Annotated in this window: 20 protein-coding genes, 1 tRNA gene and 1 pseudogene; 14 read left to right on the forward strand and 8 right to left on the reverse strand. The window is 56.6% G+C overall.

All coding sequences use genetic code 11. The features are described 5' to 3' along the window. Positions 1-18: 18 nt before the first annotated feature. The 5 genes from KTH07_RS03025 to folD form a co-directional block, all read right to left on the reverse strand. Positions 19-540 carry a metal-dependent hydrolase gene (locus KTH07_RS03025; RefSeq protein ID WP_023296050.1) on the reverse strand — a complete coding sequence of 174 codons (522 nt, stop codon included), beginning with the start codon at positions 538-540 and terminating at the stop codon, positions 19-21. A gap of 73 nt (positions 541-613) precedes the next feature. After that, complete coding sequence (gene malI, locus KTH07_RS03030) at positions 614-1,630, reverse strand: Mal regulon transcriptional regulator MalI (protein ID WP_023303216.1); 1,017 nt, start codon at positions 1,628-1,630, stop codon at positions 614-616. An 83-nt stretch (positions 1,631-1,713) separates the two neighbouring features. Beyond that, positions 1,714-3,213 (reverse strand): PTS transporter subunit EIIC, encoded by a 1,500-nt coding sequence (locus KTH07_RS03035; RefSeq protein ID WP_023303217.1) that lies wholly within the window; start codon positions 3,211-3,213, stop codon positions 1,714-1,716. Positions 3,214-3,495: 282 nt separating this feature from the next. Beyond that, entirely contained in the window at positions 3,496-3,708 is a 213-nt protein-coding gene (gene ybcJ / locus KTH07_RS03040; protein WP_015571224.1) for a ribosome-associated protein YbcJ, read from the reverse strand. Between the two features lie 2 nt (positions 3,709-3,710). Beyond that, positions 3,711-4,577: a bifunctional methylenetetrahydrofolate dehydrogenase/methenyltetrahydrofolate cyclohydrolase FolD gene (gene folD, locus KTH07_RS03045; protein ID WP_006809817.1), complete on the reverse strand. Its 867-nt coding sequence runs from the start codon at positions 4,575-4,577 to the stop codon at positions 3,711-3,713. 310 nt (positions 4,578-4,887) lie between these two features. On the opposite strand from folD, the gene fimA reads away from it, so the two are divergent. From fimA to sfmF, 6 genes are all read left to right on the forward strand, one after another. Continuing rightward, the gene (fimA, locus tag KTH07_RS03050; RefSeq protein WP_015571223.1) at positions 4,888-5,451 is read left to right on the forward strand and encodes a type 1 fimbrial major subunit FimA; all 564 of its coding nucleotides are present in this window, start codon (positions 4,888-4,890) and stop codon (positions 5,449-5,451) included. Between the two features lie 69 nt (positions 5,452-5,520). Further along, positions 5,521-6,063, forward strand: a complete 543-nt coding sequence (fimI, locus tag KTH07_RS03055) for a type 1 fimbrial protein subunit FimI (protein ID WP_017383235.1) — start codon at positions 5,521-5,523, stop codon at positions 6,061-6,063. A gap of 34 nt (positions 6,064-6,097) precedes the next feature. Continuing rightward, positions 6,098-6,790: a type 1 fimbria chaperone FimC gene (gene fimC, locus KTH07_RS03060; protein ID WP_015571222.1), complete on the forward strand. Its 693-nt coding sequence runs from the start codon at positions 6,098-6,100 to the stop codon at positions 6,788-6,790. 14 nt (positions 6,791-6,804) lie between these two features. Further along, positions 6,805-9,363 (forward strand): fimbrial biogenesis usher protein, encoded by a 2,559-nt coding sequence (locus KTH07_RS03065; protein ID WP_023303218.1) that lies wholly within the window; start codon positions 6,805-6,807, stop codon positions 9,361-9,363. Next, positions 9,356-10,363: a type 1 fimbria D-mannose specific adhesin FimH gene (gene fimH / locus KTH07_RS03070; RefSeq protein WP_217310882.1), complete on the forward strand. Its 1,008-nt coding sequence runs from the start codon at positions 9,356-9,358 to the stop codon at positions 10,361-10,363. Before KTH07_RS03065 ends, fimH begins: the two co-directional genes overlap by 8 nt. Positions 10,364-10,372: 9 nt before the next feature. Beyond that, positions 10,373-10,894 carry a fimbria assembly protein gene (sfmF, locus tag KTH07_RS03075; RefSeq protein WP_017383239.1) on the forward strand — a complete coding sequence of 174 codons (522 nt, stop codon included), beginning with the start codon at positions 10,373-10,375 and terminating at the stop codon, positions 10,892-10,894. 50 nt (positions 10,895-10,944) lie between these two features. On the opposite strand, the gene fimZ is transcribed toward sfmF, so the two are convergent. The 3 genes from fimZ to KTH07_RS03090 all read right to left on the reverse strand — a co-directional run bounded on the left by fimZ (position 10,945) and on the right by KTH07_RS03090 (position 13,790). Continuing rightward, positions 10,945-11,577, reverse strand: coding sequence for a fimbria biosynthesis transcriptional regulator FimZ (gene fimZ / locus KTH07_RS03080; protein WP_003858901.1), 633 nt, complete (start codon positions 11,575-11,577; stop codon positions 10,945-10,947). Between the two features lie 809 nt (positions 11,578-12,386). Continuing rightward, a complete protein-coding gene (locus tag KTH07_RS03085) occupies positions 12,387-13,103 on the reverse strand; it encodes a response regulator transcription factor (protein WP_017383240.1) in 717 nt (238 codons plus the stop codon). Positions 13,104-13,127: 24 nt separating this feature from the next. Further along, positions 13,128-13,790, reverse strand: coding sequence for an EAL domain-containing protein (locus KTH07_RS03090; RefSeq protein ID WP_032620140.1), 663 nt, complete (start codon positions 13,788-13,790; stop codon positions 13,128-13,130). A 303-nt stretch (positions 13,791-14,093) separates the two neighbouring features. On the opposite strand from KTH07_RS03090, the gene KTH07_RS03095 reads away from it, so the two are divergent. The 8 genes and pseudogenes from KTH07_RS03095 (at position 14,094) to KTH07_RS03130 (ending at position 24,354) form a co-directional block, all read left to right on the forward strand. Continuing rightward, a tRNA-Arg gene (locus KTH07_RS03095) sits at positions 14,094-14,170 on the forward strand. A 225-nt stretch (positions 14,171-14,395) separates the two neighbouring features. Then, entirely contained in the window at positions 14,396-14,671 is a 276-nt protein-coding gene (gene yahO / locus KTH07_RS03100) for a DUF1471 family periplasmic protein YahO (protein WP_032620138.1), read from the forward strand. A gap of 200 nt (positions 14,672-14,871) precedes the next feature. Next, positions 14,872-17,056 (forward strand): annotated as a pseudogene (locus KTH07_RS03105) (TonB-dependent receptor). A gap of 127 nt (positions 17,057-17,183) precedes the next feature. Next, the gene (locus KTH07_RS03110) at positions 17,184-19,157 is read left to right on the forward strand and encodes a PhoX family phosphatase (protein WP_023303235.1); all 1,974 of its coding nucleotides are present in this window, start codon (positions 17,184-17,186) and stop codon (positions 19,155-19,157) included. A gap of 102 nt (positions 19,158-19,259) precedes the next feature. Then, a complete protein-coding gene (gene pheP / locus KTH07_RS03115) occupies positions 19,260-20,648 on the forward strand; it encodes a phenylalanine transporter (protein WP_017382559.1) in 1,389 nt (462 codons plus the stop codon). Positions 20,649-20,942: 294 nt separating this feature from the next. After that, positions 20,943-22,178 (forward strand): MFS transporter, encoded by a 1,236-nt coding sequence (locus KTH07_RS03120; protein ID WP_015571216.1) that lies wholly within the window; start codon positions 20,943-20,945, stop codon positions 22,176-22,178. Between the two features lie 15 nt (positions 22,179-22,193). After that, on the forward strand, positions 22,194-23,219 hold the full coding sequence (locus tag KTH07_RS03125; RefSeq protein WP_032620133.1) for a sugar phosphate isomerase/epimerase: 1,026 nt from the start codon (positions 22,194-22,196) through the stop codon (positions 23,217-23,219). Continuing rightward, positions 23,212-24,354, forward strand: coding sequence for a Gfo/Idh/MocA family protein (locus KTH07_RS03130; protein ID WP_032620131.1), 1,143 nt, complete (start codon positions 23,212-23,214; stop codon positions 24,352-24,354). The genes KTH07_RS03125 and KTH07_RS03130 overlap by 8 nt, the downstream gene beginning before the upstream one ends. Positions 24,355-24,374: the final 20 nt, after the last annotated feature.

The raw sequence follows: 24,374 nt of genomic DNA on the forward strand, positions 1-24,374 counted from the left end.
CGCCACCCGGCTTTTCTTTTACCTCCGCCTCCACCACAGCAACCCCATCAGCACCATCCCCGGCAGCCACACCCACAGCAGTTCCGAGATAATGACCTCATGCCCGTAGGGCGTGGCGTAGCGCGACAGCGCAAACGGCGCGACCTTGATCACCTGCCACGGCGCAAAGAAGCGCTCATCTGACCAGGGCCACAGCCAGCCGACGCCTTTCCCGCCTGTCGTTATTGAATCCAGCAGGCTGTGCGACAGCAATGATACGGTTAAAAACAGCCAGCACCGCGTCAGGCTGGCCCTGAACCAACATCGGCCTGCCAGCACGCAGAGTATCGGCACCACCAGGGCAAACAGTAGCGAATGAGTGAAACCGCGGTGGCCGAAAATATTCCCGTAGGCGACACCGAATTTAAACGCCAGTACGTCGGCATCGGGCAGCATGGCGAGGACGATCCCGGCAAACAGCAGGCGGGGTGGGATGACTTTGGTTCCGAGCCCTAAGCCCAGACACAGAGGTACGGCAGCGTGGGTGATAATGGTAGGCATTGCATTTATCCATGGCAAATCATGGGAATATAGCAGCAGATCCGCCGCAGCAAACCTGTGCTAAATTCTGATTTTACGCCGATTCCCGCGCGATAAGCTGCCCGGAGAGGGTAATGCGCTGCGTTTGCAGATCCGGCTCTTTCAGCCTGCGGATCATCAGCCCTGCCGCCTGGCGGCCGGTCTCTTCGCTGGCAGACGAAACGTAAGTCAGTGACGGCGACGTGAGATTAACGTGGAGCATATCTTCAAAACCAATCAGCGCCACCTGCTGGGTTAAAAACACGTCTTTACCCACCGTGCGCCCCACCTGGTGAATACCTGAGATTGAACCGATCATCGCGTCCGGTGAATGGCAGAGCAGGGCGGTAATCGTGTTGTTCTTCTCCAGCAGCTGACGAGTCGCCATGGCCGCCGCCTGCGTGTCATCGGTGCAGGCGGGAGAATATTCCTCACGCCAGACCAGGCCGCTCTGCGTCATCGCGCTGCGAAAACCAAGCAGGCGCTGCTCGCGGATACGGCACCCGTCGCGCCCGCCAATGTAGGCGATGTTACGGTGCCCGCGCTCGATAAGATAACGCGCGGCCAGGTTCGCCGCCTGGCGGTTATCGCGCATCACCAGGTTGCATTTCTCTTCCAGCAACGACTGCGAAACCGCCACAAGCGGCAGCGGGCAGTGACGAATGTGTTCCGGAAGAGAGGCGGCGCGGGTGTCCGACGCCAGGTAGATGACGCCCGCCACGCCCTGCTGCTTAAATGAGAGCAGGGTACGCTCAAGATGTTCGCCGTCGTTCAGCGGCTGACCGAGAAATACCATATAACCCTGTTTCTCCAGCTCCTGAACGATGCTCGCCATCACCTTGATGGAAAAGCTGTCGCTGAAGTCGCGCAGGATCAGGCCGATTAAGTTGGAGGTGTTGGCGCGAAGATTGGCAGCGGCGACGTTATGAACATAGCCCAGCGTTGTGATGGCGGCATTGACCTTCCCGATCGTCGCCTCTGAGATCTTCCCTTTCTGGCGCAGCACCAGCGAAACGGTAGAAACCGACACGCCCGCATGCTTTGCGACATCAATGATGCTGACTTTCTTCAAAACCGCTCCCTGAAATTTCCCGATTATCAGCCAGATAAGAGGCGTCCCCCAGCGTACAGGAGACGCCTCCTTCAGGCATCTTATTATTTGCCAATCATCGTGGACATGGTCTGGGCGATAAACTGTGCTCTGGCCCCGAAAATCACCTGTATTCCGTTATCGCCAACGAACACCACGCCGCGCGCGCCAAGCCCGTTCAGCCCGTCCCGGTCCACCGCTTCGCTCTTCGCCACTTCCAGACGCAGACGCGTGATGCAGGAGCCAACGGAATCAATGTTCTGCGCACCGCCCAGCAGGCCGATGATTTCGGTGGCAAGTTCGGAATCGGACTTGTCATTCGCGCTGGCGGTCACTTCGGTGCGGCCCGGCGTCTTCACGTCGAAGCGACGGATCACGAAGCGGAAGGTGAAGTAGTAGATCAATGCCATTGGAATGCCGATGATAATGGCGCTCAGGAAGTTGGTCTGATAGCCGTTAAACGACGGCAGGATCCCGAACGACAGGTAGTCGATAAAGCCCGCCGAGAACGACTTGGCGATGTGCGCATGCAGCAGGTACATGGTCATGTACGCCAGGCCCGCCATGATGGCGTTGAAGACGTAAAGGATCGGCGCCACGAAGATAAAGGTGAACTCTACCGGCTCGGTGATGCCCGTCAGGAAGCAGGTGAGGGCCGCAGAGAACAGAATACCGGCCGCGATTTTCTTATTCTTCGTGTGCGCTTCGTGGTACATCGCCAGACACGCCGCGGGCAGTGCGAACAGCATCAGCGGGAACTCGCCCTGCATGAATTTCCCGGCGTTCTGGTAGGTGTCGCTGCTGAAGGATTTCACTCCCTCTTCCAGCATCTTGAACCAGATGGTCTGGTCACCGTGGATCACCTGACCCGCCTGGGTAGTGTAATCCCCGAAGGAATACCAGAAGGATGGATACCAGATATGGTGCAGGCCGAGCGGGATCAACGCGCGCTCCACCAGCCCGAAGATAAAGGTCGAGGCCGCCTGGTTATCGCCGTTTACCACCACGGACAGGGCGTCGATCCCGGATTGAATATGCTGCCAGACGTACGGCAGCAGCAGGCCGAGCAGGAACGACAGAAACGCCGTCGCAATCGCCACAAAGCGCTTGCCGGAGAAGAAGCCGAGGAACTCCGGCAGCTGCATGGTGTGGAAGCGGTTGTAACACCAGGCCGCAAGAATACCGCAGATCAGGCCGCCAAAGACGCCCATCTGCAACGTCGGAATGCCAACGACCATGGCGTATTTGCCGCCCTGAGAGGCCATTTCCGGCGTGATGTTCAGCACGGTGCTGATGGTGATGTTGGTGACAAACACGGAGACCGCCGCAGAGAGTGCGGCAATGCCGGATTCCGAAGCCAGTCCGACGGCAGAGCCGATGGCGAACAGCATCGGCAGGTTATCAAAGATAACCCCGCCGGCGTTCATCATCAGCGGCAGATGGAACTTATCGCCGAAGGCCAGCAGCAGGCCCGCAGCGGGAAGCAGTGAAATTGGCAGCATTAAGGCGCGACCAATCATCGATAACTTAGACAGCGATTTAACAAACCCTGATATCAGGCTCATGCTGATTTCCCCCGAGTAGCGCTTTTTCGCGCTGTTATTTTTAAGTAGAACGTTTTAGTAGAACGTTCTACTTATCGTGGGGAAAGTCTGAAAATCGCGCAACTTAATTTTCACATTTCGCCAGAGGGAATAGTGATTATTTGAAGTTGATCGATAATTAACCGTGATGGGTGTGAGGGGATTGTGAGAGAAATTGCCGGGTGGCAGCTTCGCCTTACCCGGCCTACAAACGGAGACAGTACGCAGGCCCGGTAAGCGCAGCGCCACCGGGCATCAGACAGCTCAGGCCGTCACGGTCACGCTTTGTCCTGCGAAGCTCACGGTCTGACCCGCGACAATTTTGCAGCGCTTGCGGGTTTCCACCGAGCCGTCTACTTTTACCTGCCCGTCGGCGATGACGATCTTTGCCTGCGCGCCGCTTTCGCTCCAGCCTTCCAGCTTCAGCAGATCGCACAGCTCAACGTGCGGGTGTTTACCTAAAGAAAAAGTTGCCATGATTACGCGTCCTCTACGTCGTGATACTCCTCGCACGCCTGCAAGGTATTCTGAATCAGTGTTGCTACCGTCATCGGGCCTACGCCGCCCGGGACCGGAGTAATATAGGATGCGCGCGCTGCGGCATCTTCATACACCACGTCGCCGACCACTTTGCCGTTTTCCAGACGGTTAATACCCACGTCCACGACGATTGCGCCCTCTTTGATCCACTCGCCCGGAATAAAGCCCGGCTTGCCGACCGCAACGATCAGCAGATCGGCGTTTTCGACGTGGTGACGCAGGTTTTTAGTGAAGCGGTGGGTAACGGTGGTGGTACAGCCCGCCAGCAGCAGCTCCATGCTCATCGGGCGGCCCACGATGTTGGAGGCGCCAATCACCACGGCGTTGAGACCATAGGTATCGATGTTATAACGCTCCAGCAGCGTCACGATGCCGCGCGGGGTGCACGGACGCAGGCGCGGCGCGCGCTGGCACAGTCGGCCTACGTTATACGGATGGAAACCGTCAACGTCTTTGTCCGGCGCGATGCGCTCCAGCACCTTCACGTTGTCAATGCCCGCAGGCAGCGGCAGCTGAACCAGGATGCCGTCGATCTCTTTATCGGCATTCAGAGTGTCGATCAGTTCCAGCAGTTCCGCTTCGCTGGTGGTTTCCGGCAGATCGTAAGAGCGGGAGACGAACCCCACCTCTTCACACGCTTTGCGTTTGCTGCCGACATAAATTTGCGAAGCCGGGTTGCTGCCAACCAGCACAACGGCCAGCCCGGGGGCGCGAAATCCGGCGGCTTTACGCGCCTTCACTTTTTCCGCAACCTCAGAGCGCACCTGCTGCGCAATCGTTTTACCGTCAATAATCTTTGCTGCCATCAGAGAGAAGATTCCGTCTGTAACGTTAGAAAGGAGGGATTGCCTGTATTTTGTCAGAAGCGAGCGCCGCTGTCAGTCACCCTTTACGAGATTTCATCGATGTCCCGCAAAATCCCTTCTCAGGGCATGGTCAATTTCTTAGAGGTGATTAGGATGTGACCTGGCAAAATGGCAGCGTTTTGACATATTACAAAATAAATTCCTGAGCTACTTTGTCCTCTCCGAAATAAGCCTTCAATTTTTTAATTGATCGTATTTCTTATTCCCGAATATGCGCGGGAAGGGTTATTTACATTTTAAAGGAATAGACATGAAACTCAGCAACATTGCTTCTACTGTTATTGCAACTCTGGCCCTGGTCGCGGGTGCCGCTCACGCAGAAGATACTACCACGCCTGTATCTGTAAACGGTGGTACGGTGCATTTTAAAGGTGAATTAGTGAATGCCGCGTGCTCAGTGAATACTGACTCTTCAGAGCAGACGGTTAATCTTGGCCAGTACCGTACCGCGAAATTCACTAAAGTAGGTGACACCACCTCCAATATTCCGTTCACCATCGAACTGAACGACTGCGATCCTGCGGTAGCGAAAACCGCTGCTGTCGCGTTTACCGGCCAGATCGACGCCACCGACAAAACGCTGCTGGCGGTAAGCTCCGGTAATAACGACAACTCCGCGAAGGGCGTGGGTATTGAGATCCTCGACAGCAAATCCTCCACGCTGACCCCGGACGGCGCCACCTTCTCTGCGGCGCAGAACCTGATTGAAGGGACTAACACCCTGAACTTCACCGCGCGCTATAAAGCCACGGCGGCGACCACCGAGCCAGGCCAGGCAAACGCGGACGCAACATTCGTAATGAAATACGAGTAATGCCTGAGTACAGGGATGTGGCTGGCCTCAGGGAAGAGGTCTTTTGATCGCCTATACCGGGAGCGAAGGATGACAAGGACTGGGATACTGCTGTGTGCCCTTGCGATTGCCTCAGCGGTAAACGCACATACCGTGGTCATAGACGGCGGCAAAGTACACCTCAGGGGAGAGCTGGTGAACGGCGGCTGCGCCGTGGCCCCGGACAGCCAGAATATGCGCGTGGATATGGGGCAATACCGCACAAACGCCTTTTCCGGCGTCGGCAGCTTTTCCACGGTTAATGTGCCTTTCACCGTACGTCTGCTGGATTGCAGCGTGGACGTCTCCCGCACCGTGGGGATCCAGTTCCAGGGAGTGACACCGGCAGAAGATCCGCAGGTTTTCCTGGCGACATCGCGGCCGGGGGAAAATGCGGTCAGCAGCGGTGTCGGGCTGGCGCTTTTTGACGAACAGCAACGTCAGATCATTCCGAACGCGACGGCGGTGAGCTGGTTACCCATTGACACCCGCGAGCTGGTATTTCATTTCAGCGCCCGCTACCGGGCAATTTCCGAACACCTTGTACCAGGCACTATTCAGTCGAATGTCTGGTTTACGTTGATTTATCCCTGACGCCTGCGAACTAATTATTAAAGGTACGGTTGTGATGAACACCCTGATTAAACCTGGACTGTTTTTAGCTTTTATTTTGATGATGGTTTCTGCCAGCGCGAATGCGTCCGGCGGAATTGCGCTGGGCGCGACGCGCGTTATTTATCCGGCCGATGCCAAACAAACGTCGCTGGCGATCACCAACAGCAATAAACAAGAGCGCTATTTAATTAACGCGTGGATAGAAAATGCCAACGGGCAAAAGGAAAAAACCTTTGCCGTCACGCCGCCGCTGTTTGTCAGCGAGCCGGCCAGCGAAAACACCCTGCGCATTATCTACGCAGGCCCGGCGCTGCCTGCCGATCGCGAATCACTCTTTTACATGAACGTCAAAGCGATTCCCTCCGTCAGCAAAAAACATCAGGACGGCAACAACGTCCTGCAACTGGCTATTCTGTCACGTATCAAGCTGTTTGTTCGCCCGGCTAACCTGGCGATGCCGCCGGAAGAGGCGCTCTCACAGCTGCGCTTTGAGCGCGTCGGCAACCATCTTAAGGTGAGCAATGCCTCGCCGTATTACGTCACGCTGGTCAATCTGAAGCTCGGCGGTCAGACGCTGGATAACCTGATGGTTGCTCCTAAAAGCTCGGCGCAGCAGGTGCTGCCTGCCGCTGCGAGCGGCACGCTCTCCTGGCAGAGTGTGAATGACTATGGCGCCATTACGCCGGCGCGTAGCGTCAGCCTGTGAGCAGAGACAGGGCGATGAACACTCAATGGCGTTACTGCCCGGTTGCGCTGGCACTGATGGCAACGCTCTGGCCACTCGCTGGCTGGGGCGAAAGCTACTTTAACCCGGCGTTTCTCTCCGATGACACGGCGAACGTGGCGGATTTGTCGCGTTTTGAAAAAGGCCACCAGCAGGCACCGGGCGTCTATCGCGTCGATATCTGGCGTAACGATGAGTTTATCGGCACGCAGGACGTGCGGTTTGAGCAAGCTGACAACACGCCGCCGGTCGCGGGTGGTTTGTCGCCGTGCATTACGCGCGCGATGCTCGATCGCTTTGGCGTCAATATCGCCGCCTTCCCGGAACTGAGCAACGTGCAGGGCGATACCTGCGTTCCGCTCACCACGGCTATTCCGGGCAGCGAAACGGCGTTCAACTTCGCCTCGTTGCGCCTGAACGTCAGCCTGCCTCAGGTGGCGATGCAAAACAGCGCCCGCGGGTATATTCCGCCTGAACAGTGGGATGAAGGCATCCCCGCCGCGCTGCTGAACTACAGCTTTACCGGCAACCGGGGCAGCGACGACGACAGCTACTATCTGAACCTGCAAAGCGGGTTGAACTATGGCGCCTGGCGATTACGCAATAACGGCGCGTGGCGTTATACCGAAAGCAACGGCCAGCGGCACAGCAGCTGGCAAAATATTGGTACCTGGGCGCAGCGTACGATCATCCCGCTGAAAAGCGAGCTGGTGCTTGGCGACAGCAACACCGGTAACGATGTCTTCGACAGCGTCGGTTTTCGCGGTGGTCGCCTCTATTCGTCCGACAGTATGTACCCGGACAGCCTGCAAGGTTACGCGCCTACCGTGCGCGGAATCGCCCGCACCCCTGCCAAAGTGGTGATCCGCCAGAACGGATACGTGATTTACCAGAGCTATGTGCAGCCGGGGGCCTTTGCGATAACTGATCTTAACCCGACCTCCTCAAGCGGTGATCTGGAGGTGACGGTGGAAGAGAAGGACGGCAGCCAGCAGCGCTACACCGTCCCGTATTCCACCGTTCCGCTGCTCCAGCGTGAAGGACGCTGGAAATACGATCTGGTGGCAGGGGACTATCGCAGCGGCAACAGCGAGCAGGACACGCCGTTCTTTACTCAGGGTACGATGATTGCGGGTCTTGCCGACGGCTACACGCTATACGGCGGAACGCAGCTGGCCTCGCGCTATACCGCCATCGCCATTGGCGCGGGTAAAAACCTCGGTGACTGGGGAGCGGTTTCACTTGATCTCACCCATGCCCGCAGCCAGCTTGCCGATGACAGCCGCCATGAAGGGCAGTCCCTGCGGTTCCTGTACGCAAAATCCCTTAACGGATTCGGCACCAACTTCCAGCTGCTGGGCTATCGCTACTCGACCAAAGGCTTCTACACCCTCGACGATGTGGCCTGGCGCACAATGGAAGGCTACCAGTATGGCGACGATCAGGACGATGACGGCGTGCCGGACGTGCAGAGCTATCACAACCTGACGCTGAATAAAAAAGGGCGTTTCCAGCTCAATATCTCCCAGTCTCTCGGCGATTATGGCTCGGTGTACGTGTCGGGCAGCCAGCAGAGTTACTGGGGCACCAGCGAATCCAACGTCTGGTATCAGCTTGGCTACGCGGGCGGGGTGAAAGGGGTCAGCTACGCCTTATCCTGGTCGTGGAACAAGGCCGTCGGCATTGACGGAACCGACCGGATCGCCTCGTTCAACGTCTCCGTCCCGTTCAGCCTGTTCACCCGTCACGGCTACCGTCGCGATAACGCGATCGACCGGGCCTATGCCACAGCCTCTGCCAGCCGTAACAGCGACGGTGATACCAGTTGGCAGACCGGGATCAGCGGAACGCTGCTCCAGGATCGTAACCTGAACTACAGCGTCACGCAGGGTCACACCAGCAATAACGGTGCCAGCGGCAGCGCCAGCGCTAACTGGCAGGCGACGTACGGCACGCTGGGCGTGGGCTACAACTACGCCCGGGATCAGCACGACCTCAACTGGCAGCTCTCCGGCGGCGTGGTAGGGCATTCAGACGGCATCACATTCAGTCAGCCGCTGGGCGATACCAACGTCTTGATCAAAGCGCCGGGCGCGTCAGGCGTGAGCGTCGAAAACCAGACCGGCGTCAAAACAGACTGGCGTGGCTATGCGGTGATGCCGTACGCCACGGTGTACCGTTACAACCGCGTGGCGCTCGACACCAACACTATGAGCAACAACACCGACATTGAAAATAACGTTTCCAGCGTCGTGCCGACGAACGGTGCGCTGGTGCGCGCCAGTTTTGACACCCGCATCGGCGTGCGTGCGCTGCTCACCGTGAAGCGTGATAGCCAGCCTGTACCGTTTGGGGCGGTGGTGCGTGAGACGCAGAGCGGCGTAACCAGCATGGTGGGAGATGACGGTCAGATTTACCTGAGCGGGCTGCCGCTGAGCGGAGAATTGCTGATTCAGTGGGGAGACGGGAAACAGTCCCAGTGTCGTGCGCCCTACAGCCTGCCAGAACAAAGCCTGCAACAGGCGATCACACTTAAGGGGATCCGCTGTGAATAAAATCCATTATCTGGGGCTATCCCTGCTGGCGTTTTTTCCGCTATCTGAGGCCTTCGCCGCGGTCTGCGTCAATGAAAATGGCGTGCCGACGGAGGTGTATTACGACCTGACGGATAAATTTAACAGCTCCAATAACCAGGTGGGGCAGATTGTCACGCTCAGCGATAAGTCCCAGTGGGTGGGCGTCAACGCCGTCTGCCCTAAGGGAACGTCCGGGAACACCACCAAGCGCAGCTATGTTACCGATTTCCCTGTTACGGGCACCAGCGATGGCTACCAGTATCTGAAGCTAAACGACTATCTGGACGGGGCGATGAAAATTACCGACAGCTACGCTGGCACGTTTTATCCGCCCAAAAGCTACATCCAGATGGGGAGCCACCCGAATGTGTCTAAAAACAAACCGTTTGGCGTACAGGATTCCAGCCTCGTCTTCCGGCTTAAAGTGACCCGACGCTTTATCAATATGGTGGTGCTCCCCCGGGCGACCATGTTCCGGGTTTACGTCACCACGACCTCCTCGGATCCGCTCACCACGCCGGTTTATACCATCAGCTACAGCGGGACTATTCAGGTGCCTCAGAGCTGTGAAATCAATGCCGGGAATGTGGTGGAGTTCGATTTCGGAGACATCGGCGCCTCCCTGTTCAGTAAAGCAGGCATCGGGAATAAGCCGGAGGGGATCTCAGCGCAAAGCAAAACCATCGCCATCAAATGCACCAACGTCGAGGCGAACGCCATGCTCATGATGCGTGTTGAAGCGGAGAAGGTTTCAGGCAGTGCGCTGGTTTCCGATAACGCGGATGTGGGTTTTGTGATTGCCAACAGTAATGGCGTGCCGCTGACGCCCAACAACCTGACCAGCAAAATCCCGTTCCGTCTGGACGACAGCGCTCAGGCGCAGGTGGGGATCCGCGCGTGGCCCGTCAGCGTAACCGGTAAAAAACCTGCCGAGGGGCGTTTTACCTCTCGCGGCTATTTACGCGTCGACTACGACTAAGGAGCAGGTATGCGAAACGGAATGCGGTATTTAGCCGTCGCGCTCTTTGCGCTTTGCTCCCCTGCACACGCAGAGACGGCGCTTGGGGAAATTAACATTCAGCTCTACGGCAATATCGTGGATTTTACCTGCGTGGCGGAGGGGGACGACAGCAATAAAACCGTCACGCTCGGCACCTGGCCCACGAAACAGCTTCGCACAACGGGGAGCCGGACGCAGCCTGTACCGTTCACCCTGAAGCTGACCGGATGTCCGCCGGGGGCGGCTTCGGTCACATTTACGGGGAAGATGGACGGGCATGATAATAGCCTGCTGGCGCTGAATGATGCCAGCGCGGCCAGCAACGTGGCCGTGGAGATCCTCGACCGGGATAAAACGCGCCTCGCGTTGCAGCAGACCAGCCAGACGGTGGCGGTAGATGCGCAGGGAAATGCCGAACTGTCGTTTTATGCCAATTATATCGCCACGGCGGATAACCCGCAGCCGGGACGGGCTGACGCCGATGCAACTTTCATGATTAATTATAATTAATCGTATCCACTCTCCCTGTAACGGTTATATGTTGCAGGGAGAGGGTAGGATTATAGTAATTCGTGCGCCTTCGCGTAATCAATTAATTCAACGATACTTTGCACGCCCAGCTTGGAAAAGATATTAGACTTATGGGCGCTAATTGTTTTGTTGCTAAGTAATAATTGATCCGCAATCTCCTTATTAGATAATCCGTTCGCCAGATATCGCAGAACCGTCACTTCACGATTTGATAATGGCATATCCACAGCGGCGCCCGTCCGCGAGCCCAGATGGTTTATAAAACTCAATGTTTCTGAGGGGAAGAAGGAATAGCCCGTCAGGATCATTTCCACCGCGTTATAAATTTCCCCCAGATCTTTTCGCTTACTGACAAAACCATTTGCCCCGGCGCGGATGGCGCGTCCTGCGTAGAAGGCTTCAGATTTCGAAGAGAGGAAAAGAACCTTAATGTCTTTATTTAAGTTCCTGATTCTTTTCAGTAATACGAACCCATCCGTGCCCGTCATTTCAATATCGAGAATGACCAGGTCAATGGGGTGGTTGCGTATACAGTCAAGCACCTCGTGGCTGTCGCCTGACTTCAGTTTGACCTGGATGTTTTTATTTTTCTGTAGCAGGACTTCTATCGACATTCTGACGATAGGGTGTTCGTCCATAATGATAACGGATGCCGGTTTCATTTTTTATGCCTCAGATTGTTAAAAGCGTTATGCTGAGTTTTGTTAAAACTCTCGAAAAGCCGGAAGGATAATTGCGCAGATCCTTGTACGGTAAATGTCCCTGGGAAGAGCGAAAGCATCCTTGTTTACGTAGTGGTGATATCAATGCCTCAGCGCAGTTATCTCATAAGGCTGGTTATGGCAAAATGATTTTTCTTATTCGCGTGTCAAACACGTCTTATTATACCGTTTAAGTATTGTCCGAAAAGCCTGTAAATTAATATCCATATATTGCTGATTATTATGTTCTGGATCTGAATCACTAACTTTTTAAAATTAGCAAAAATGTCCTGATATTGCATTTACCACACACTTTCATCTTTATGTAATAACAAAAAATAAACGATTTTACTGTATGTTAAATGAATGTTAACAGCGGGCAGGCTGTGACAACCAACATCCCGCCTGCCTGCCATCCCTGAAATCCGCCATTTCGTGCGTCATCTCTCCGTTTCAAACGCCTCCTGGCAAATTGCCGTTCCCAACAACAGAACAGTACTATCTGCTGTTTTCTTCACCTCTCATCGCATTCTTTTACAGGTGAATCGCTTGTTTTTACACCATTATCATCCTGTTAACTGAAGCGCCAGAACCTTAACGCATGGATAAAATCACTCTCGTTGAGCGTACCGGCAGCATTTCGCATGGTTTAAGGCCTGGAATTAGGAATAGTTATAAAATCGAAAGTTTTGTTAAAAAACACAAAAATTTAACATACATCCTAAGTAATTTCCTAAAGGTCTTTAGGAATTAAGAAGTTACTGAATACGTTAATACGTGAAATCTGAGAGGTTGTTGAGAAGATGTAGCAACTCATGACGATGATTCAGCCCAAGTTTCGCCAGGATGCAGCTGAGACGGTAAATAATGCGGCTGTAGGGGCGGTTCTGTAACTGCGCGATCTGCCGCAAGGAGCTCCCCTGCGACAGCGCCTGTAAGATCGGCCATTCATCCCGTGAAAACCACTCTTTGCGGTTGCCGGCGGGTGACGGTGCTTCCAGCAAGGTTTGTTGCATAGCCAGCGCCGTTAGCTGGCGTTCAAGCACATGAAAAGGGCCAGCCGCTTTACAAAACAGGCGAGCATCATAATCATCGGCGCGGACGAGCAGGTAGGGTGTCAGGTAGGGGGCGAACAGGCTGTGGCGGCGTAATCGGTCCAGCAGGTCGATGAGCGGCGAGGCGCGGCTCTCAATGTCTATTACCAGACGCGATGAAGGCCAGTGATTTAAATCACTGAGGGCGGCTTCCAGCGTGGAATAGTCGCAGCAATTGCTCAGGGGCGACTGCCCGCTCAGTAAACCGGAACGGAAAAAATTATCCTGTGTGACCAGAATGATAAAGGGAGCATCGGTTTTGCGGGTCTGGTTGATTGACTGGCTCAAATATTCGAGACGATCAAAAAATGGGAGAGCAAAAGGCGAGTGCGTAGAACCCAGTGAATCACTTCCTGTCCGACGACGCCGGTAACGGCGCACTGTCATTCGCATAGCTTCCCTCTTGGCGATGACCGTTCAGTCCTCCTGCCATCTCCAGGATGGCCAATAATATCCCTGACCGAAGCGCGCGCCAGCATGAAGCGCGCAAGTACGGTCCCGTTCTGTTTCAATGCCTTCAATAAGCACATTCGCAGCGATTTTTGAACAAAGGGTGACCAGCTGTGTCAGCGCCTGAGTTTCACGTAAACGCCAGAAAGCGAACTTATCGATTTTTATTCCGCTTAATGGCAGGCGGCAGGATAAAAATGCTTGTCCTGACGCTTCATCAATATCATCCAGCCAGATCCGGTGTCCTCGCGCGGTCAACTGCTGAAGCGCACAACTCACCCTCAGACGCGCCGGGTCTGAGAGTGTAAAGAACGAGGCAGGCTCCACGAGTTCAATGTTCAGCGGTGGGCTGTTAAGTTGCAGTAAACGCTGGAACATTTCCGGTATGGTCAGAACGGTTATCGGCAAATTAATGAAAAGGTTGTCACAGGGGAAGGGGTTTTTTAACGCGGCGATCTGTGCTTCCAGCAGCATAAGCGCCCGGGCGGCGGACCAGTCCTGGAAAAAGCTTTCGTTTTGCTGATGCGGCGACAGCACGCTGAGCACTTCGGCCCCCACCGTGCGCGAAGATGAGAGGGCGACAATGGGTTCAAGCTTAATGCCTGTAATATCGTGTGAGATGTGCTGCACGCACGAGGGAAAACCTGTCTGGTCTGGCGCTGTCACTCCGTCGTCCTGTTCACTTCCAGCCTCCAGGCGGCCGGGTTACCGCTGGACAGTGTGAAGGTGAAGTAAACAGGAAAACAGCAGGCGTTACTTAAAAGCGGCTAAGCCTTTTCGCAGCCCGTAAAAGAGGGATAAATGTTGAAAAAACAGCCGTATTTACAATCAGCTAGTCATTATCGCCAGAGAAGGCGGAAAAGGCATTGACTCACTACGCATTGACCGTATAATTCCAGGCGTTTCACCACCGCGAAGTACACTCTTCTCCGTGCGCCCTTAGCTCAGTTGGATAGAGCAACGGCCTTCTAAGCCGTAGGTCGTAGGTTCGAATCCTACAGGGCGTGCCATTAAATTTCACAGATTGCCGCCTGCGCGATGCCCTGCTGATTTTCTCCATGAAACACCCCTCGCGAAAGTAGCGTTAACGAACATTTTTCACAGCACAATTGACTGTTATAACAGTATTTTTCTTACCCTATGGCAATTTTGCTATTCCTCTACCATGCTCATATCACCTCACTCTTACTCGTGGGGCTTTTCGTAGTTGCTGATTAATCTCAAGGAAAAAGGTTATGAAAAAAACGACTGCTATTTTGATGGGCGCTGCATTTCTGTTTACCACCAATACCTTTGCGGCTGAACTGCTGACGAAAAACGAGTTTGAGAAAGTGGAATCACAGTATGAAAAAATCGGTACGGTTAGCACTTCCAATGAAGTCTCGGTAGACGACGCGAAAAAAGAGCTGATCGAGAAAGCCGATAAAGAAGGTGCTGATGTTCTGGTGCTGACTTCCGGCAACACCAACAACAAAATTCACGGTGCCGCCGATATTTTCAAGAAAAAATAATGCCTTAGCAACCACCCCTGTTTCGGGGTGGTTGCGCGCCATACCTCCCGCCAGCCTTGTTTCTTGTCTCTTCTCGCTCAGAGATGTCCGTTGACACTTGATTACGCATTCATAATGCGTATAGTTCTCATTTGCATTTCTTTTAATAACTTTTAAGGCCCGACAACGGGTCATTTTTGCGCGCACGTTAAGAGCTCATTATGAACAACACCACAATGCACAAAACGCTGCTGGCGATTGCCATCGGCGCGGTTACACACTCCGCTTTTGCGGCGGATGAGAAAAAAGAGGACACCATCGTGGTCCAGTCCACGGCGGGGAGTGATTTCAAACCCCGGTGGTGACCAGCTGCTTCCAGCCTTCCTCGAGGGCCAGGTGGCGAACGGCGGGCGCATGGGTATGCTCGGTCAGCAGAACGCCATGGACGTGCCGTTCAACATCATCAGCTACACCTCGAAGCTGGTGGAAGATCAGCAGGCAAAAACCATTGCTGACGTGGTTGCCAACGACGCGGGCGTGCAATTTGTTCAGGGTTACGGCAACAGCGCGGAAACCTTCCGCATTCGCGGCCTGAAGTTTGACGGCGACGATATGACCTTTGGCGGATTGTCCGGGGTGCTGCCGCGTCAGGTGGTGGATGCCCAGATGGTTGACCGTATCGAGATTTTCAAAGGGGCCAACTCCCTGATGAACGGCGCCGCAAGCTCCGGCGTGGGCGGGATGATCAACCTTGAGCCAAAACACGCGGGCGACACCCCGCAGGCGAAAGTGGGCGTTGACTACACCTCGGATTCCCAGATTGGCACCACGCTGGATGCGGGTCGTCGCTTTGGCGATAACGACCAGTTTGGCGCGCGCGTGAACCTCGTGCATCGCGAAGGGGAAACCGGCGTGCCGAACGACCGCCGCCGCACCACGCTGCTCTCCACCGGCCTGGATTACAAAGGCGACCGCTTCCGCACCTCGCTGGACCTGGGCTACCAGAAAAAAACCTTCCACGGCAGCCCAACCAGCGTCAACATCTCGGCGGTGGACTTTGTGCCTGAGCCGCCGAAGAACGATCGCAACTTCTCGCAGAAGTGGGCCTACAGCGATATCGAAAACGAGTTCGGGATGTGGCGCAGCGAGTATGACATCACCGATAGCTGGACGGCATATACCGGTCTCGGCGCGCAGCACGCGCACGAAGAAGGGATCTACAGCGCGCCGAAGCTCCTCGATAAGAGCGGTAATGCGACGGTCAGCCGCCTTGATACCAACCGCATCAGCGATTCCGTCAGCGGCATGGCGGGCATTCGCGGTAACTTCACTACCGGCTTCGTCTCGCACAAGGTGAACGTCGGGTATTCGGCGATGACCAAAAACGAAAAAATCGCGTGGAAAATGTCGGCCGCGGCGGATAATCCGACCACCAACATCTACCACAACACCGGCGTTGATATGCCGGACAGCAGTAACTTCAGCGGCTCAGGCGGTAAATACAGCGATCCGCTGACCAGCGGGCGCACCCGCACGCAGGGCTGGCTGCTGAGTGATACCCTGGGCGTGCTGGATGACAAGCTGCTGTTCACCGCAGGCGCACGTCATCAGAAAGTTGTCATCCGCGGGTACAACAAAATCACCGGCGCGGAAAACGACGCGGACGGTTTCGACGGCAGCCGCTGGATGCCAACCTACGGCGTAGTCTATAAACCGTGGGAGGAAATTTCCCTCTACGCCAACCACACCGAGGCGTTACAGCCCGGTGAAACTGCGCCGAACACTGCTACTAACTACGGCCAGAGCACCGGTATCGTGCACTCTAAGCAGAACGAAGTGGGCGTAAAGGCGGACTTTGGCCGCGTGGGCGGCTCCCTGGCGCTGTTTGAGATCAAAATGCCGTCGGCGATCCTTGACGACAGCGGTCACTACGGCCTGGATGCAGAACAGCGTAACCGCGGCGTGGAGCTGAACGTCTTCGGCGAGCCAATGCTTGGGATGCGTCTGAATGCCAGCGCCACCTGGTTGCAGGCCGAGCTGACCAAAACCAAAAACGGCGTCAATCAGGGCAACGATGCGATCGGTATTCCGAGCTTCTACGCCGTGCTGGGCGCAGAGTACGATATCAAGCCGATTGAAGGCCTGACGGCGACCGCACGCGTTAACCACTCCGGCACGCAGTATGCCGATCTTGCGAACACCAAAAAGCTGGACAGCTACACCACGCTGGATCTGGGCATGCGCTATCGCTTCGCGGTGAACCACAATGAAAACCAGATGACCGTGCGGGCAGGCATCGACAACGTGACCAACGAGAACTACTGGTCAAGCGTGGATGATTCCGGTACTTACATCACTCAGGGCGAGCCGCGTACCTTTAAGGTCTCGGTTGGCTACGAGTTCTAAGCGTTCCACCTCGTTATCCGGGGCAGGGACGCCCCAATCCCTTCGTTGTCGTGTTATAAAATTGTAATAAAAGCTTCTTACACTGGTCGCCACATCCTTACCTCTTGGCCAATGACAGGAAGCCGCTATGGGCAGACCCCTCAAATCCGTATTTAAAAAAGAACATCGCGACGATATCAGTAACCGCAGCGCTAACCCGGTATTCTCCGAGGTTGCAGAGGTGTTCCTCTCCCGCCGCCGTTTTCTCCAGATGGGGGCCGTAGCGGGGGCCGCCGTATCATTCCCGTATCTGATCACACCCGAAAATGCCATTGCCGCGGTATCGAAGTCTTCCGCGCTGGCAAAAGCGGTTTCCCTGGGCTTTACCAGCATCGACGTCTCCACGGAAGACACGGTCAGGGTGCCAGAAGGCTATATTGCCCGCCCGTTCTATCGCTGGGGTGATCCGACGGGAATCAAAGACAACATGCCGGCATTTAAGCCGGACGCCAGCAATACCACAGACGAACAGGCTGTGCAGGCGGGTATGCACCACGATGGCATGGCGTGGTTTAGCCTGCCGCAGGGGGCGCAAAACCCGGAACATGGCCTGCTGGCGCTGAACCATGAATACATCGATAACGGGATGCTGTTTACCGACGGTACGGCGAACTGGAGCCTCGATAAAGCCCGCAAGGGGCAGAACGCGATGGGCGTGTCGGTGGTGGAAGTGAAAAAAACGGGCAGCGGCTGGGAGGTGGTGCGTCCGTCTTCCTTCGCCCGGCGTATTACCGTCAATACGCCGATGCAGCTTACCGGCCCGGCGCGGCATCAGGATTTAATGAAAACCGCCGCCGATCCGCAGGGGGAACGCGTTCTGGGCACCATGCAGAACTGCGCCAACGGCCACACGCCTTGGGGCACCTATCTCACCTGCGAGGAGAACTGGTCGGACATTTTTGTGAAAAAAGCCGATCTCAATCCGCTGGAAAAACGCTACGGCATTAGCGACAGCGATGAGTCCTATCGCTGGAACGAGGTGGATGAGCGGTTCAGCGTCGATAAAACCCCTAACGAACCCAACCGTTTCGGCTGGGTGGTGGAGATCGATCCCTACAACCCGACCTCCACCCCGCGCAAGCACACCGCGCTGGGCCGCTTCAAGCATGAGGGGGCCGCCGTCACGCTCGCCGCCGATAATCGCGTGGTGGTCTACATGGGCGACGACCAGAAGTTTGAGTACATCTATAAGTTTGTCTCCGACAAAAAATACGATCCCGCGAACCGGGAAGCCAATATGCAGCTGCTGACGTCCGGCACGCTGTACGTCGCCAGGTTCAACCAGGACGGAAGCGGCGACTGGCTGCCGCTGATCTTCGGGCAAAATGGCCTGGATAAAAGCAACGGGTTTGAAAGCCAGGGCGATCTGCTGATCAAAACCCGCCTGGCGGCCGACGCGGTGGGGGCAACGAAAATGGATCGTCCCGAGTGGATTGCCGTCGATCCGCACGCCAGCGGCAGCGTCTACTGTACGCTCACCAACAACAGCGATCGCGGTAAAGAGGGGAAGGCACCGGTCGATGCCGCTAACCCGCGCGCCAACAACGTGTTTGGTCACATCATGCACTGGCACGAAGAGGGTGCCGATCCTGCCGCCGCACGCTTTAAGTGGGATATTCTGGTTATGGCCGGGCGTACCGACGGCGACGATCCGAAGGCCAAAGGCTCCATGCAGGGCGCGGCATTCGGCAGCCCTGATGGGTTGTCGTTCGATCACCAGGGCGTCCTGTGGATCCAGACCGACGTCTCCTCCAGCACCATCAATAAGAAAGCGTACGAGGGGATGGGCAATAACCAGATGGTCGCCACCATTCCGGGCACCAACGAGTATCGCCGTTTTCTGACCGGGCCGCGCGGATGTGAAATCACCGGCATTGCGTTTACGCCGGACAACCGCACGCTGTTTATCAACATTCAGCATCCGGGGGAGGGCGGGGATGATATTACCGACCCGGCCAATCCGCGCGCTGTTTCCAACTGGCCAGACGCCAGCCCGAACGGGCGTCCGCGATCGTCAACGGTGGTGATTACCAAAGCGGACGGCGGGATCATCGGGTCGTGACGTTTATCCGCCGGGCGCATGCGCTGGCCCGGCGTTAAGCTTGCTACCACCAGCATGAAGTGTTAAAACGTGCCCCTTCTAAAAAAGAGACAGGGGTAGGGCGTGAAAGACGCGTCATCCGCTTCAGGCCATGGTAGCGCTGAAGCTTCGTCGGATCAGAGTCCGACGCTGCAACGTGGTTTGCAAAATCGACATATTCAGTTAATTGCCCTTGGCGGCGCGATCGGTACCGGGCTGTTTCTCGGCATCGGCCCCGCCATTCAAATGGCTGGCCCGGCGGTTCTGCTGGGTTACGCTATCGCCGGGATTATCGCCTTCCTGATCATGCGCCAGCTCGGCGAGATGGTCGTTGAAGAGCCGGTGTCCGGCTCCTTCGCACACTTTGCCTATAAATACTGGGGGCCGTTCGCAGGCTTCCTCTCCGGCTGGAACTACTGGGTGATGTTCGTGCTGGTGGGCATGGCAGAGCTGACCGCCGCTGGCATCTATATGCAGTACTGGCTCCCGGACGTGCCGACGTGGATTTGGGCCGCGGCCTTCTTCATCATCATTAACGCCGTTAACCTTGTGAACGTGCGCCTGTATGGCGAGACCGAGTTCTGGTTTGCGCTGATCAAGGTGCTGGCGATTATTGGCATGATCGGCTTTGGCCTGTGGCTGCTGTTCTCCGGTCACGGCGGCGAGCGTGCAAGCATCGACAACCTGTGGCAGCACGGCGGCTTTCTGGCGACCGGCTGGAAAGGGCTGATCCTGTCGCTGGCGGTCATTATGTTCTCCTTCGGCGGGCTGGAGCTGATTGGCATCACCGCGGCTGAAGCGCGCGATCCGCACAAAAGCATTCCGAAAGCGGTCAACCAGGTGGTGTACCGTATCCTGCTGTTCTATATCGGCTCGCTGGTGGTGCTGCTGGCGCTCTATCCGTGGGTGGAAGTGAAATCTGACAGTAGCCCGTTCGTGATGATCTTCCACGATTTGAACAGCAACGTGGTGGCTTCGGCGCTCAACTTCGTCATTCTCGTGGCGTCATTGTCGGTTTACAACAGCGGGGTTTACTCCAACAGCCGCATGCTGTTTGGCCTCTCCGTACAGGGCAACGCGCCGAAGTTCCTCACCCGCGTCAGCCGTCGCGGCGTGCCGATCAATTCGCTGTTCCTTTCTGGCGCTATCACCTCGCTGGTGGTGCTGATTAACTATCTGCTGCCGAAAGAGGCGTTTGGCCTGCTGATGGCGCTGGTTGTCGCCACGCTGCTGCTGAACTGGATCATGATCTGCCTGGCGCACCTTCGCTTCCGCGCGGCGATGCGACGCAAGGGGCGCGAGACGCAGTTTAAAGCGCTGCTCTATCCGGCGGGGAACTACCTCTGTATCGCCTTCCTCGGCCTGATTCTGGTGCTGATGTGCACCATGGATGAGATGCGCCTGTCAGCGATGCTGCTGCCGGTGTGGGTGGTGTTCCTGTTTATCGCGTTTAAGCTTTCACGCAAAAAGTAGCGCGGTTTTCTCCCTCTCCCTGTGGGAGAGGGCCGGGGTGAGGGCACCAGACCGCACCAAACCAGACCGCACCCGCCTTCACGCCCGGTGGCGCTGCGCTTACCGGGCCTACATGTTCGGGGACGTTATTTAGTAGGCCGGGTAAGGCGCAGCCGTCACCCGGCACCTCCCCTTCACCTTTATCGTGACTCCCCTCCCAATTCTGTTTTGATCCACAGGATCTTTGTTTTGTAATCGATTACTTTTCATTTGAACGAATTTGTAATCGATTACTTTTTCCGGGTGAGGCTTATCATGGTGTCAACTGAGAGTAGTGAAAAGGCGATAACGCAGCACCGGCTGCTGGTGCCGCGTCTGTCGCTGATGATGTTTCTGCAATTTTTTATCTGGGGTAGCTGGTCGGTCACGCTTGGCCTGGTGATGACCCGGCACAACATGTCTTTGCTGATTGGCGACGCGTTCTCTGCCGGACCCATCGCTTCCATTCTTTCGCCGTTCGTGCTCGGGATGCTGGTGGACCGCTTCTTTGCCTCGCAGAAGGTGATGGCGGTGATGCACCTCGCGGGCGCGGCGATCCTCTGGTTCGTGCCGGGGGCGCTGATTGCTGAGAACGGCGCGCTGCTGATTGGCCTGCTGTTTGGCTACACGCTCTGCTATATGCCGACGCTGGCGCTGACCAACAACATTGCGTTTCACAGTCTGGCGAACGTGGATAAAACCTTCCCGGTAGTGCGCGTGTTCGGCACCATCGGCTGGATCGCGGCGGGCATTTTCATCGGCGTCACCGGCGTGGCGTCCAGCGTCACCATCTTCCAGGTGGCGGCGGTCAGCTCCGTGTTGCTGGCGATCTACAGCCTGACGCTGCCGCACACGCCCGCCCCGGCGAAAGGCCTGCCGGTAAAGGTGCGGGATCTCTTCTGCGCGGACGCCTTCGCGCTGCTTAAAACCCGCCACTTCTTCGTCTTCTCCGTCTGCGCGATGCTGATCTCCGTCCCGCTCGGCACCTACTACGCCTACACCGCCTCGTATCTGGCGGATGCCGGGATTGCCGACGTCAGCACCGCCATGTCCTTCGGGCAGATGTCTGAGATCGTCTTCATGTTGGTCATCCCTCTGCTGTTCCGCCGCCTGGGCGTGAAATATATGCTGCTGATCGGCATGCTGGCGTGGTTCGTGCGTTATGCCATGTTCGCGCTGGGCGTCAGCGAGGAGGGGCGCATTCTGCTGTATCTCGGCATTCTGCTCCACGGCGTCTGCTACGATTTCTTCTTTGTCGTCGGCTTTATCTACACCGACCGCGTGGCGGGCGAAAAGGTGAAAGGTCAGGCGCAGAGCATGATCGTGATGTTCACCTACGGCATCGGCATGCTGCTCGGCTCGCAGATTTCCGGCGCGCTCTACAACCGTCTGGTGGCAGGGCAGACCGTGCCGCAGGCGTGGGTCACATTCTGGTGGATCCCGGCGGTGGCTGCCGCGGCGATCGCGCTGATTTTCCTTCTCACGTTTAAGTATGACGATGACAAGGCGTAATGTTCAGGAGGTGGTATGAGGACAATGAAAGGACCTGGCATTTTTCTGTCGCAGTTTATTGGCGGGGAAGCGCCCTTCAACACGCTCGACGGGCTGGCAGGATGGGCGGCGGGGAAGGGTTACAAAGCGGTGCAGATCCCCTGCAACCATCCGCATATCTTTGATGTGGAGAAAGCCGCAGAGAGTCAGGCCTACTGCGATGAAATCGCGGGCAAGCTGGCCGCGCACGGGCTGGTCATCAGCGAGCTGTCGACCCATCTGGAAGGGCAGCTTGTGGCGGTAAACCCGGTTTACAGCGAGGCGTTTGACCACTTCGCCCCTGCTTCCGTGCGCGGTAACGAGGCGGCGCGTCAGGCGTGGGCGACGGAAAAGCTGAAGCAGGCGGCGGTCGCCTCGGCCCGATTAGGCCTGAAAGCGCACGCCACCTTCTCCGGATCGCTGGCCTGGCCGTTTTTCTATCCGTGGCCGCCGCACAACGAGCAGCGCTTTCAGGAGGCGTTCCAGGCGCTGGCAACCCGCTGGCGGCCGATTCTGGATACCTTCGACGAGCAGGGCGTGGACGTCTGCTTTGAGCTGCATCCGGGGGAAGATCTGCACGACGGCGTCACCTTCGAGCGTTTTCTGGCGCTGGTCGACAACCATCCGCGCTGTAATATTCTCTACGATCCAAGCCATATGCTGCTCCAGCAGATGGACTATCTGACCTTTATCGATATCTACCATGCGCGCATTAAAGCGTTCCACGTGAAGGACGCCGAGTTCCGCCCCAGCGGGCGCAGCGGCGTCTACGGCGGCTACCAGCCGTGGATCAACCGCGCCGGACGCTTCCGCTCGCCCGGCGACGGACAGATCGACTTTAAGGGCATTTTCAGCAAGCTGACCCAGTACGACTACGACGGCTGGGCGGTGCTGGAGTGGGAGTGCTGCCTGAAGGATGGCGATACCGGCGCGAGTGAGGGCAGCGAATTTATCCGCCGTCATATCATCCCGGTTTCCGGACGGGCGTTTGATGATTTCGCCGCAGGGGGCAGCCATGATTAACGTCGGGATTATCGGCAGCGGGTTTATTGGCCCGGCGCATATCGAGGCGCTCAGGCGTCTCGGGTTTGTGCAGGTGGTCGCGCTCTGTGACGGCTCGCTCGTTAAGGCGCAGGAAAAGGCGCACCAGCTCAATGTGCCGCACGCCTGTGCCAGCGTGGAGGAACTGCTCGCGCTCCCTAATCTGCACGCGGTGCACAACTGCACGCCGAACCACCTGCACGCGGAGATTAACCGCCAGATCCTGCGTGCGGGCAAGCACGTGTTTTCCGAAAAGCCGCTGTGCATGACGCCGGACGAGGCGCGCGAGCTGGTGGCGCTGGCGGAGCAGGCAGGCGTGGTGCATGGCGTGAGTTTTGTCTATCGCCAGTTTGCGATGGTGCGCCAGGCGGCGAGCATGATGCGTGCGGGCAGCCTCGGGCGGCTGTTTGCTTCGCACGGCAGCTATTTACAGGACTGGATGCTGCTGGAAACCGACTACAACTGGCGGGTGGATGCCGCGCTCGGCGGCGCGTCGCGGGCGGTGGCGGACATCGGCTCCCACTGGTGCGATACGGTACAGTATGTGACCGGCAGGCGTATTACCGGGGTGATGGCTGATTTATCCACCGTCTGGCCGACGCGCAAGGCCAGCGCGGGCGGTCATCAGACCTTCTCCCATGACGAGCAGGCGGAGTATGAAGACAAACCGGTCACCACCGAAGACTTTGGCTCGGTGCTGTTCCGCTTTGACGACGGCAGCAAGGGCAGCTTTAGCGTCTCGCAGGTGAGCGCGGGGCGAAAAAATCGCCTGACCTTTGAAATTAACGGCAGCGAGCAGTCGGTGGCGTGGGATCAGGAAATCCCGCAGCAGCTGTGGGTCGGCCATCGCGCCAGGGCAAACCAGATACTCTGCGACGATCCGGGCCTTATGAACCGTGACGTGGCCGACAGCGCCCACTTCCCCGGCGGGCACATTGAAGGCTGGCCGGATGCCTTTAAAAATATGATGGCGCAGTTTTACCGTGCCGTGCAGGCGGGCGCGATGCCGGATAATCCGCAGTTTGCCACCTTCCACGATGGCGCCTGTGTGATGTATATCATTGATGCGATTATGAAAAGTCATCAGCAGCAGCGCTGGGTGCGCGTGGAATACTGACGCATTGCCCGGTTCGCCGG

This window comes from Enterobacter cloacae complex sp. ECL72 (assembly GCF_019056635.1).
In the GTDB taxonomy this organism is placed as follows: domain Bacteria; phylum Pseudomonadota; class Gammaproteobacteria; order Enterobacterales; family Enterobacteriaceae; genus Enterobacter; species Enterobacter hormaechei_C.